Raw genomic sequence first — 11,019 nt, 5'->3', positions numbered from 1 at the left:
TGGCGCTACGGCCTGGGTCGTGTGGCGACCATCACCTCCTACGGCGGCGATGGGTCGCTCGATGGCCTCCTCAGTCGCCCCGACTCGTTGTTGCTCACGAAGTCGACGAACTACGTCATCGGTGACCCCGAGCGAAAAGCCGGCGGCGTGACGGACGTGAGCGACACCCGCGTCGGGTCGCCCGTCACCGTCGTCTACCGCGGCGAGGCCCGCCCCGAAGCGACGGAGAATCTCTCCTTTTCGGCGGTCGGTCCCGGCGTCTACGAGGCGACTATCGTTCCGACAGAACAGGGCTATCAGGACGTGCTCGACAGCGCGTTCGCGGTCAACTACCCCGTCGAGTACGGTGGATTCGGCACGTCACCGGCCCTCGAAGCGGCAGTCGCCGACACTGGCGGCCGACTCTACGACGAGAACGATGCCGCCGAAATAGCCACGTCTGCGCGCGACAATGCATCAGGTGTGAAGCCCGTCCGCGACGACTGGGCGAGGTATCTCGTCCTCAGCGCCTTCCTCGTGTACCTCGGAGAGGTCCTCCTCCGGCGTCTTCAAGTGTATCGGGGTCGAACCCAAAGTGAAGGTGGTTTGATATGAGTTCCATCGGCCGGTCCCTGAATCTCGGCCTCGTTGCCCTCGTCGTCCTCCTCACCGCTGGAACCGTCGGTGCAACGATGTTCTACCAACATTCCGTCGACACGCTCGACCAGCAAAACGAGCAGTTGCGGGAGCAAAACGAAGCGTTGGAGACAGACCTCTCACAGACCAGACAGAACCTCTCGGCGGCCAACGACGAACTGTCCGACCTGAACGATAGCCTCGAACGGACGCGTGGCGACGTCTCACAGGTCTCGACGAACCTCGAAGACACCGAGGCGAGACTCGAGTCGACACAGACCGAACTCGAGTCGACTCGTGCGGTACTGACGCAGACCGAAGAAGAACTCAGTACCTCTCGGAACCGCATCGACGCTCTCGTCGCCGACTTGAACGACCGGAGAGCGATTCAAGAGCGACTGGAGACCGAACTCGACACGCTCGAACGGGTGAACGAAGACCTGGAATCGGCGAACGACAACCTCGAATCGCAAATCGACAACCTCGAAACTGACGTCGAACTCCTCGAAGCGGAAATCGACCGTCTGCAACGGCGTGTCGACAGCCTCGAATCGGACCTCCAATCCGCGTGTGCGGCCATCGAGGGCGACAAACCTCCTGCGTGTGATGGCGTCTGAATATCCCTCCTCCGACGACACGAACGCCCCACAGTCAGTGACTGCTGCCGACCACCGTGCCGAGATGCGCGCTGCTGTCGGCGACGTTCGACGCGAGGTCAAGAAGGCGGCACTCGTCCCGAGTATCGTCGATGCCGCAGCAGTGACGCTTCTCGCAAACGTCGTGTTGCGGGTCGTCGCGTTGCCGTTTTCGGACTCGCTCTCGCTCGCGCAACTCCCCGGCGTCGACACGACGGCGACAGTCCACGTGGCCGTCCCACTCGCACTCGTCCTCGGCCTCCTCGTCGCCGTCACCGAGTACACACTGCGGATGTGGGACCCACCGGTCGAACAGTTCGAGCAGGTCAACCCGTCTGTGGCCGAAGCGTTGCGGACTGCCCGCGATACGATTTCGTCCGACACCACCTCGGAGATGACGCTCGCACTCTACGACGACGTCATCACACGGCTGAAATCGACGTCGTCGGTGGAGTTGCTTCCGACGCGACGTGTCTTCTTGACGCTGGTGTTCGCACTCTTGCTCTCGGTTGCGAGCATTCAGGTCGCTATCGAGGACATCCAACTCGACGTGCCCGGTGGACAAGCAGGCGACGGTGGGAACGAACTCGACGCACAGGACCCATCGACCGAACTCCAAAACGGGAGTGCAATCCTCGGTGACCCCGAAGACGTGACCGCCGGGTCCGAAGAACTCAACGCGACGCTGTCCGGGGTGAGTGGTGGCAGTGATGACCCGAGTTCGTCCGCGGCGGCGTACGACTCGACTGGATTCAGCGGAGAGTCCGGCGTCGAGAGTCAACGCGCTGGCTACCTCGAAGACGACACCCTCGAAGAGGCCGAACTGATTCGCGACTACACCCTCAAGATACGAGACCAAGACGATGAGTGACGAACACAACTGGAACCCCACAGACGACGCCGAGACGAAACTCTCGGACGATATCGACCGAGCGAACACGACCCTCGAAGACCTGACCATCGAAGACCTCCAATCGAGCGTCGCGTCGGTCACAGACGAAGTCGGAAAACGAATCGTCGGACAGGAGGACGTCGTCGAACGACTCTTGGTCTGCGTCCTCTGCGACGGTAACGCGTTACTCGAATCCAATCCCGGCCTCGGGAAGACGACACTCGTGCGAACCCTCGCCGCAGCGACCGACCTGGAATTCTCGCGCGTCCAGAACACGCCCGACTTGATGCCATCAGACATCACCGGGACCGAAATCATCCGCGAGACACCAGAGGGTCGAGAGTTCGTCTTCGAACGCGGGCCAATCTTCGCCAACGTCGTCCTCGCCGACGAGATAAACCGAGCGACGCCGAAGACCCAGTCCGCACTCCTCGAAGCGATGCAAGAAAAACAGGTGACCGCCGCCGGCCACACCTACACGCTTCCCAAACCGTTTTTCGTCCTCGCGACACAGAACCCCATCGACCAGGGCGGGACGTACCCGCTTCCGGAGGCGCAGACCGATCGGTTCCTGATGAAAATCGTCGTGGACTATCCGTCATTCGACGACGAACGGTCTATCGTCAAGCAGTACGCCGAAGGCGCGGTCCTCCCGGATGTCGAACGCGTGCTTCCGCGGACGCACCTCCTCGCCGCTCAGGAACTCGTCCGAAAGGTACCCATCGCCGACGACATCCGCGACCGGACCATCGAGTTGGTCCGGCGGACCCGCGAAGACGAGGCAATCGAGTTCGGCGCCAGTCCCCGCGCGAGCATGGCACTCGTCCTCGCCGCGAAAGCACGGGCGTTCGTCAACGGCCGGACGTACGTCTCGTGGGAAGACGTCACCGAGATGGCGGCACCAGTCATTCGACACCGCATCATCCTCGACTTCCGCGCGGAACGCGAGGGCCTCACGCCAGACGACGTGGTCCACCGACTGTTGGAATGATAGACCCCGACTTTCTGGACGAACTCGACCGCTTCGACACGGCGCTGAAGCGTACGTCGAACGCACCGCTTCAGGGCGACCAGCAGTCGCCAGACGTGGGTGAGGGCCTCACCTTCAGCGACTACCGGCGGTACGTCGCGGGCGACGACCCGAGACTCATCGACTGGCGAGTCTTCGCCCGCACAGAAGAACTGTTCATCAAACGATTCGAGGCCGAGCGGAACCTGACCGTCCACGTCCTCCTCGACGCCACGGCGTCGATGGATTTCGGCGACGGTGACCGCAACAAGTTCGAGTACGGTGCGAAACTCGGTCTGGGCTTTTGCCACCTCACCGCCGAGGACCACAACGACTTCCAGTTCTCGCTCATCGACGAGGTTCCCGACCGAATCGACACCGACACTTCGACGCAGGGTGAGGTGCTTCGACTCGTCGACCACCTGAATCAGACGACACCGAGTGGTGACGGCGACATCGAGGCGGCCCTCGAAGCGTACGCCGACACGATTCACTCGCGCTCGCTCGTCCTCGTCATCAGCGACTTGCTATTCGACCCAGACGACATCGCCGACGGACTCGGCGCACTCGCCCGAAACGACGTGCTCGTCGCACAGGTACTGACGCCCGAAGAACTCGGCCCGGCGACGACTGGCGACGCAATCTTCGAAGACCCGGAGTCTGACGAGACGCGACGGACGTACTTCGGTGGGTCGGCGGCGAGACGCTACGGCGAGCGACTCCGTGACCACCTCGAGGCTGTCGACGAACGCTGTCGCATCCTGGGCGTCGAACACGAACTCGTCGATACGGGTGACGACTTCTTCGACACGTTCGCGACACTTTGGCTCGGCGCGCGACTCGGCGGCGAACGCCGTATCCAACGCTGACGCTCGGACGCACGTTGCACCGCGGTTGGTCTCGCCGCGGACGGCGCGCTTTTCACCACTGGAACTGACCAGTCTCCTGTGACGGATACGCAGGAACGTCGGGTCGTCGGCCTCGTCGCCGGGTCGCACGTCGTCAACCACGCCTACTTGGTCGCGCTGGCACCAGTCATCGGTGCCGTCGCAGCGGAGTTCGACGTGAGCATCGCGGCCGTCGGCCTCGCAATCGGCGTCCAGGGGGCCGTCGTGACGCTCTTACAACTCCCGTTCGGCTACCTCTCTGATACGAAGAGTCGCACACTCGTCCTCGCCATCTCGCTCGTCGTCGGGACACTGGGCATCGTCGCGACGGCCTTAGCCCCGAGTTATCGGTGGTTGTTGGTCTCGCAGGCACTCCTCGGCGTCGGTATCGCGGGCCACCACCCTGCGCACTATCCACTCCTCGCTACCGCCTCCTCGGAGACGAATCGCGGCCGAGCGTATTCCCTGCACGCACTCGGCGGGTCACTCGGGTTCGCCGTCCCGTACGCAATCGCGGCAGGAACCGACTTCGTCGGCCTCGACTGGCGCTGGGTCGTCGGCATCGTCGCGGTTCTCGGCGCGGGGTTCGCCCTCGTCGCACTGCCGGTTGCACGCGGGTTCGCACCGCGAATCGCCCGACCAGAAACGTCCGAACAGCCATCGTCTCGCCCGTCCCTCGCAGGTGTCCGCCGCGGCGCGCTTGCACTCGTCAAATCGTCCGGGCTGATGGGCCTCGCCCTGCTGTCGTTCCTCACCTCGGCGGCGGCGTGGTGTATCAGGACGTACTCGCCACAACTCCTCTCCGACGGGTATGGCCTCGCGCCTAGCACGGCGAACCTCCTCGTCTCCGGGATGCTCGTGACCGGTGCGGGAACGATTCTCCTCGGTGGCACACTCACCGACCGAATCGGCCCCGGAGACGTTGCGCTCGGTGGCTACGCGGCACTCGCCGCCCTCGCAGCACTCCTCGCCAGTGGGTCGCTCCCGCTCGCACTGCTCGTCTTGGTCCTCCCATTCAGTGGGACGATTAGCGTCTCCCGGCCGGCACGCTCGACGCTCGCCGACCGACTCTCCGAACGGAGTGACCTCGGCAAGAACTTCGCCGTCGTCACCATCGGCATCTCGCTCGGTGGTGCCATCGCCCCGCCCGCCTTCGGGGCACTCATCGACCTCGGAAGCGTCGAGGCGGCGTTCGGCGTCGTCGCCGTCCTCGGCGTCGTCTCACTCGGACTCACACAGTGGTTACTCGGGCACGTCGACGGGTCTGCCAGAGACCCAGAGGCCGCCGCGAGTGACTAACGCCGCGATCGGTCCGAATCCGCCGAGGATAGTCGCTGGGAAGAACACGGGGGGTGGTGCAGTCGAAGCGAACGCCCTCACTCGATTATTTTCTCTATGGACGTTCGTGACGGGAAGAATCCATTACTAAGCCATCTCTCTGTGTCTGTTCTAGTGGTGGTAGAGATGGCTACACTGACCGAGAAAGAACAACAGAACAGGGACACAGCACTTCGCGTCGCAGAAGAACTGTGGAACAAGGGGGACTACGACGTCGTCGACGAAGATTACGACCCTCTCGTCGAGATGCACACCTTCTCTGAACCGGACACAATCGTCGGGACGCAAGCGGTCAAAGACTTCGCGCAGAAGTATCACGAGGCGTTCTCGGACTTCCACGTCGAACTGTACGACTTGCAGGCCGTAGACGACCACGTCTACGCGCGGTACCACATGACTGGGACGCACGATGGGACACTCGAAACCCCGTCCGGAGACATCCCGCCGACCCATCGCAAGATGGACACCTGGGGACTCGTCGAATCCCGATTCGAGGGGGGCCTCTGTGTCGAAGAGTGGAACAGCACCGACCAGATGACGTTGATGCGGCAACTCGGCGTCGCTCCCGAGTGACCTCGGAGTTCGGTCGAACTATCGGGGGGCGACGATTTTTCTGTTCGTCTTCGTCATTCGTGACAGTAAGAATACAATATTATGCCGGTGTCTCGCGTCCGTACGACTGGTGGAGAAAGATGGCCGAATTAACCGACCAAGAACAGACGCACCGGGAGATGACACTCCGCGTCATCGACGAGATGTGGAACGGGAGAAACTACGACGTCGTCGACGAGGTGTACGACCCACTCTCCGAGTCACACGCCTTCTCTGAACCGGAGGGAATCGTGGGAGCACAGGCGGTGAAAGACTGGGCGAAGAAGTACCACGACGCGTTCTCAGACTTCCACACGGAACCACACGACGTGACGGCGAGAGACGACGTGGTGTACGGGCGGTACCACCTCACTGGCACCCACGACGGAACGCTCCGCAGCGCACGCGGAGATATCCCAGCGACGAACCAAACGATAGACACGTGGGGGCTCTTCGAACTTCGCTTCGAAGGCGGACTCGTCGTCGAAGAGTGGAACAGTACGGACATCATGACGATGATGCGGCAACTCGGCGTCGCTCCCGAGTGAACACGCTTCTTTTCGAAAAATAGTCGTGTCGCGCCGAGCCTCGTGACTCAGCCAGACCACTCGCCGCCCACGTCGTCGGCGACTGCATCACGCCACATGCCGAAGCCCTGTTGGCAGATAGGGCTCTCGTCGATGTGGTCGATGAAGCCAGCGCCTTCGCTCTCTAGTTCGGCGAGGCAAAACGGGCACCGAGTCGGGTCGTCCCACGTGTGTGCGATGACCGAGGGGGATACTTCCTGGGACATGTCTACCCATATGCGATAATACTTGATAAATCTATGTTCTTTTTGGGCTTTTGGAAACAGAGTATTATCTAATTAACGAATTTGTACCCAAGTATACACTCCCTAACGACCCGCTGTCTTCGAATCGTAACCCTATACCCGCTTCCCGTCCGGTAGTCGAACGGTGACCTCTCTGTGAACTACATTTCGTGGGCAGTCGTCGCACTCGGCGCGTACTCCCTCGTCGCCCCGTTGATGAAAGTGGCGACGACCGGACAGGGAAAGATTCCGAGCGACGTGGCGGCCCTCATCGCGAACGGCGTCCTCGTCGCGGCGACAATCGGCGTCATCGTCGTCTCCGGACAGAACGTCTCGGACTCGGTCGTGAGTTCGAAACTTCCGTACGTGCTCTTCGCCGGTGTCTGTCTGGCCGTCGGCATCCTCTCGTACTATCGGGCGTTGGCACTCGGCCCCGTCTCTATCGTCGCTCCTATCTTCGGGATGTTTCTGGCCCTCTCGTCGGTCGTCGGCATCGTCGCACTCGGAGAACCCGTCACGATTCGGAAAGCGACAGGTATCCTCTTCGCCGTCCTCGCCGTCGTCCTCGTCTCCGTCGAGTGAATGGGGTCCGTCTCGACGGGCCAACGGCTTTTGGTTCTCGCGGGCTAACCTCGGCGTATGGTACTGCTGGAATCCGACTCAGAACTCGAACACGGTGACGACGCGCCCGACTTCGAACTGCCGGGCACCGACGGTGAGACGTACTCGCTGGAGTCGTTCGCGGACTACGACGCCCTGCTCGTCGTGTTTACGTGTAACCACTGTCCCTACGCGAAGGCGAAGTTCGGCGAACTGAACCACCTCGCCGACGCCTACGATGACCTCGCCGTCGTCGGAATCAACCCGAACGACGCAGACGAGTACCCTGACGACTCGTTCGACCGGATGAAAGAACTCGTCGCCGACGAGACGATTCAGTACACCGCCTACCTCCGCGACGAGTCACAAGCAGTCGCCGCCGAGTACGGCGCGGTGTGTACGCCAGACCCGTTCCTCTTCGAGAACACTGGTGACGGGTTCGAACTCGTCTTCCACTCCCGCATCGACGACGCGATGAGTCCCGACGACGAAGTGACGGCCTACGAGATGCGCGAGGCAGTCGAAGCACTCCTCGCTGGCGACGACATCCCTGTCGACGAATATCCGTCGCAGGGTTGTTCCATCAAGTGGAAAGACGAGTGAGACTCGTCAGTTCGTGAGAATCCGTTACTCGTCACCGAGAAGCGCTTCGCGGGCGTTCTCGACTGCCGCCTCCTTCTTCGCCGGGTAGGCTTCGACCTTCGCGCGAAGCGTCAGACCGCCACCGCGACGGGCCTCGCCTTTGAACGCGGCCTGCTTGTCCAGTCGCAAGAAGAACTCGGTGTTCTCTGTGACTCGGTCGTCGAGTTCGTCCAACAACTCCTCGAAGTCGGGGAGTTCCCGAATCTTAGCGAGGATGTGGCGAATGTCGTCTGCTCGCTCGGCCCGTGCCGAGAAGACGACGATTCTGTCGCCGTGGTGGCCGGTACTCTCCATCCGGTCTATCTCGAAGTCGTCGGGGAGGAAGGTCCGAAGCGCCTCCTCGACCCGCTTTTCGTCTTCTGTCTCGTAACAGAACGCTCGGAGGTCGACGTAGTGAAACGGAACGCGTGGCATTGTAAGGGTCTTTTCGGAGGCGGCGGTGCGGTCGGCTTACTCCTCGTCTTCGTCGACTGCTTCGAGTTGGTCTTCTGGGATGCCGACTTCCTGACCCTCGTCGAAGCTAATCGTGTAGGTCGGTTCGCCGAACATGCTCTCGATGACCTGCGTGACCGTTCCGGTCTCGCCGTCGAATTCGCTGTGCTGGTCGTGCAGGACGACTTTGTCGTCTTTCTCGAAGCTCATAGAGACAGGTTCCGCCCCGCCGAATAAAAGGGCGATGGTTGGGCGCGAGTCCACGCTCACGCATAGACCTGCCCGCACCGTGCTCGCATGCCAGCACTGTGTCGAAGCCAATTTGAAGAGCCACACCCAACTCCGAGTATGCGGAGTCGTCTGCTCGCACACCGACCGCCAGACGGAAGTCGATGACCGTCGACGACCTGTGGTTCCTCGCCGACCAGGCACGACAACGGGCCGAACAGGCGTATCACCGGCTTCGGCGGAGCCACACCGATTTTCTCGAACCGGTCCACACGCGACGTGTCTCACGCGAGCGATTTCGAACGCTCGCGACGCGTGTCAAATCGACGGGGACCCCCTACGGCGCGCACACTGTCGTCCGCCGCGGTGACGACGAAGTCCTGTTAGTTCGCCACGAGGGCGTCGATATGTGGGTCCTCCCCGGTGGCGGCGTCGACGAAGGTGAGGGGTTCCGGGAAGCAGCACAACGAGAACTGGTCGAAGAAGCGGGAATCACCGCCGACTACGGCGGGTTGGCGATGGCGACCCGAGTCGATATTCGGTGCGGCGGCCACCAGACGTGGGGTATCATGCCCATCTATCGGGCGCGGGTCGACGACGAATCGGCCCCCTCGGCCGACGACCCAGACGGCGAAATCTCTGCGGCACGGTGGTTCTCCGTCGATAACGTGCCCGCCGATACCCGCGACAGAGCGGACCTTCGAGCGTGGTTCGACCACGTCGCCGACGACTGACCCTGTATTCGACCACGCTCTCAGTCCGTGGCGCCGTCGGTGACGTGTTGACCCCAAAAGCCCGGATACTTCTCGACGGTGAGGTCACCCAACACGAGCGTCTGGCACGCCAGTCTAAGCCCTTCGTCCGGGTCGTGCGGCGGGAATCGAAGTCGCAATCGCTCTTTCTTCGTCCGGTAGGTGACGGGGCCACGGACGCGGACGGCACAGGTCCCACAGGACCCGCCGCCGCGACAGTTGAACCACGACGAATTCCCGTTGTGGGGAGATTCACCGGCCGCTCGAAGCACGTCTCGGAGGACGTCTCCTCGTTCACACGAAATCTCGCGGCCACGAAATCGGACGGTCGGCACGTCTGTCGGGAGGAACTACGCCGATTAATCGGTATCGTTCTGCGTGCCACCGCCGACCCGGTCGGCCGTCCCCGGTGAGTCTAAGTACGACACATCCCTCCGTCAACATATGCGACAGACACGACGCGCGTATCTCGCCGCGACGGCGGGTGCGTTGACCCTCGGCACCGCAGGGTGTCTCGGCGGGTCTGGCGGTTCCGGTAGTGACGACGGTTCCGTCGCTGCTGTTGGTTGTGACGTCCCCGAACGAGAGACGGTCGACTCCCTCCCGGCCCCGCAGATGGGTCCCGACGACGCCGCCGTCGTCGTCGAGGGCTGGGAAGACTTCGCGTGCCCCCACTGTGCGACCTTCAGTCTCGAAGTCCTCCCCAAACTCGAATCGGAGTACGTCTCCGAAGGCATCGTCGCGTACCGCCACCACGACTTCCCGATTCCGGTCGACGAGTGGTGGTCGTGGGTCGGCGCCTCTGCCGCCCGTGCGGTTCAAGACGAAGCCGACGACGCGGCGTTCTTCGACTTCTCGCACACGCTCTACGAGAACCAGTCCACGTTCCGTGGGAGTGACGACGAAGAGGCACTCTCGACCCTCCAAGACGTCGCCGACGACGCCGGCCTCGACGGCTGTTCTATCGTCGCCGCCGCCGCACGCGAGCGGTACCGCCCCCTCGTCGAAGCAGAACGGAAAGACGCCGTCGAGGACCGCGGGTTCCAGGGCACGCCGACCGTCCTCGTGAACGGCGAACAGGTCGCTCCTCGATGGGAAGACCTCAAAACGGCTATCGAGAACGCTCGATAAGCCGGATTCGACGCGCACACCACCTCTCGCGCACGATTCGCGCACGACACCAGCGCTTCTTTAGGTCGAGGTTGTCTAGCCAGATGTATGAGAGCGATGCGAGCGTCTCCCGGGACACGCCGGAGTGGTGATAGATGAACCGGCGTGACGTACTCGGCGTCCTCGCGGGCGCAGGTCTCACTGGCCTCGCAGGGTGTCTCGGCGGAGGAACCGGCGGTGGGTCTTCCGAATCGACGACTGACGAGTCCGGGACTGAGTCGTCTACCACCGCGTCCGACACTGGGGACCTTCCACTCACCGTCGATACCATCGACGCACAGGGGTCGACTGCCGGTGAGATGCAGATTCCCGTCGACGGGACGCCGACGGTCCTCGACCTCTTTGCGACGTGGTGCGCCCCGTGTGTCGCGCAGATGGAATCGCTCCGGGCACTTCACACGGAGTTCGGCGACGACG

The 11,019-nt window shown here is 62.5% G+C and carries 16 protein-coding genes and 1 pseudogene; 13 read left to right on the top strand and 4 right to left on the bottom strand.

Features of this window, described 5'->3' with window-relative positions; translation table 11 throughout:
• The 8 genes and pseudogenes from AUR66_RS19110 to AUR66_RS19075 all read left to right on the top strand — a co-directional run.
• Nucleotides 1-594, top strand: a pseudogene (locus AUR66_RS19110) (magnesium chelatase); the annotation flags it as partial.
• Complete coding sequence (locus tag AUR66_RS19105) at nucleotides 591-1,232, top strand: chromosome partitioning protein (protein ID WP_058573694.1); 642 nt, start codon at nucleotides 591-593, stop codon at nucleotides 1,230-1,232. The pseudogene AUR66_RS19110 and the gene AUR66_RS19105, both read left to right, overlap by 4 nt.
• Nucleotides 1,222-2,121 (top strand): DUF7502 family protein, encoded by a 900-nt coding sequence (locus tag AUR66_RS19100; RefSeq protein ID WP_197409887.1) that lies wholly within the window; start codon nucleotides 1,222-1,224, stop codon nucleotides 2,119-2,121. Before AUR66_RS19105 ends, AUR66_RS19100 begins: the two co-directional genes overlap by 11 nt.
• Nucleotides 2,114-3,133, top strand: a complete 1,020-nt coding sequence (locus tag AUR66_RS19095) for an AAA family ATPase (protein ID WP_058573693.1) — start codon at nucleotides 2,114-2,116, stop codon at nucleotides 3,131-3,133. The genes AUR66_RS19100 and AUR66_RS19095 overlap by 8 nt, the downstream gene beginning before the upstream one ends.
• Nucleotides 3,130-4,020 (top strand): DUF58 domain-containing protein, encoded by an 891-nt coding sequence (locus tag AUR66_RS19090; protein WP_058573692.1) that lies wholly within the window; start codon nucleotides 3,130-3,132, stop codon nucleotides 4,018-4,020. Before AUR66_RS19095 ends, AUR66_RS19090 begins: the two co-directional genes overlap by 4 nt.
• A 78-nt stretch (nucleotides 4,021-4,098) precedes the next feature.
• Complete coding sequence (locus tag AUR66_RS19085) at nucleotides 4,099-5,337, top strand: MFS transporter (RefSeq protein ID WP_058573691.1); 1,239 nt, start codon at nucleotides 4,099-4,101, stop codon at nucleotides 5,335-5,337.
• Nucleotides 5,338-5,502: 165 nt separating this feature from the next.
• The gene (locus AUR66_RS19080; protein ID WP_058573690.1) at nucleotides 5,503-5,949 is read left to right on the top strand and encodes an ester cyclase; all 447 of its coding nucleotides are present in this window, start codon (nucleotides 5,503-5,505) and stop codon (nucleotides 5,947-5,949) included.
• Between the two features lie 119 nt (nucleotides 5,950-6,068).
• On the top strand, nucleotides 6,069-6,515 hold the full coding sequence (locus AUR66_RS19075; RefSeq protein WP_058573689.1) for an ester cyclase: 447 nt from the start codon (nucleotides 6,069-6,071) through the stop codon (nucleotides 6,513-6,515).
• Between the two features lie 47 nt (nucleotides 6,516-6,562).
• Here the strand turns inward: AUR66_RS19075 and AUR66_RS19070 are convergent, their stop codons facing one another.
• Entirely contained in the window at nucleotides 6,563-6,760 is a 198-nt protein-coding gene (locus AUR66_RS19070) for a DUF7501 family protein (protein WP_058573688.1), read from the bottom strand.
• Nucleotides 6,761-6,934: 174 nt separating this feature from the next.
• Here AUR66_RS19070 and AUR66_RS19065 point away from each other — a divergent pair, with 174 nt between their 5' ends.
• Nucleotides 6,935-7,360 (top strand): EamA family transporter, encoded by a 426-nt coding sequence (locus AUR66_RS19065; RefSeq protein ID WP_058573687.1) that lies wholly within the window; start codon nucleotides 6,935-6,937, stop codon nucleotides 7,358-7,360.
• 57 nt (nucleotides 7,361-7,417) lie between these two features.
• Entirely contained in the window at nucleotides 7,418-7,981 is a 564-nt protein-coding gene (locus AUR66_RS19060) for a thioredoxin family protein (RefSeq protein ID WP_058573686.1), read from the top strand.
• Nucleotides 7,982-8,005: 24 nt separating this feature from the next.
• On the opposite strand, the gene AUR66_RS19055 is transcribed toward AUR66_RS19060, so the two are convergent.
• Complete coding sequence (locus tag AUR66_RS19055) at nucleotides 8,006-8,434, bottom strand: RNA-binding protein (protein WP_058573685.1); 429 nt, start codon at nucleotides 8,432-8,434, stop codon at nucleotides 8,006-8,008.
• 36 nt (nucleotides 8,435-8,470) lie between these two features.
• On the bottom strand, nucleotides 8,471-8,662 hold the full coding sequence (locus tag AUR66_RS19050; protein ID WP_058573684.1) for a hypothetical protein: 192 nt from the start codon (nucleotides 8,660-8,662) through the stop codon (nucleotides 8,471-8,473).
• A gap of 182 nt (nucleotides 8,663-8,844) precedes the next feature.
• Between AUR66_RS19050 and AUR66_RS19045 the strand changes: the two genes are divergently transcribed.
• Entirely contained in the window at nucleotides 8,845-9,414 is a 570-nt protein-coding gene (locus tag AUR66_RS19045) for an NUDIX hydrolase (RefSeq protein ID WP_058573683.1), read from the top strand.
• Between the two features lie 20 nt (nucleotides 9,415-9,434).
• Here AUR66_RS19045 and AUR66_RS19040 read toward each other — a convergent pair whose 3' ends face one another.
• Nucleotides 9,435-9,767 (bottom strand): 2Fe-2S iron-sulfur cluster-binding protein, encoded by a 333-nt coding sequence (locus AUR66_RS19040; protein WP_058573682.1) that lies wholly within the window; start codon nucleotides 9,765-9,767, stop codon nucleotides 9,435-9,437.
• A gap of 109 nt (nucleotides 9,768-9,876) precedes the next feature.
• Between AUR66_RS19040 and AUR66_RS19035 the strand changes: the two genes are divergently transcribed.
• On the top strand, nucleotides 9,877-10,563 hold the full coding sequence (locus tag AUR66_RS19035; protein WP_058573681.1) for a thioredoxin domain-containing protein: 687 nt from the start codon (nucleotides 9,877-9,879) through the stop codon (nucleotides 10,561-10,563).
• A 134-nt stretch (nucleotides 10,564-10,697) separates the two neighbouring features.
• Nucleotides 10,698-11,019 (top strand): TlpA family protein disulfide reductase (locus AUR66_RS19030; RefSeq protein ID WP_394326269.1); only part of this gene is annotated, 322 nt, incomplete at its 3' end.

Source organism: Haloferax profundi (assembly GCF_001469865.1).
Classification (GTDB): domain Archaea; phylum Halobacteriota; class Halobacteria; order Halobacteriales; family Haloferacaceae; genus Haloferax; species Haloferax profundi.
Note: the sequence above shows the minus strand (reverse complement) of the source record. Positions and strands in the feature narration are given on the sequence as shown.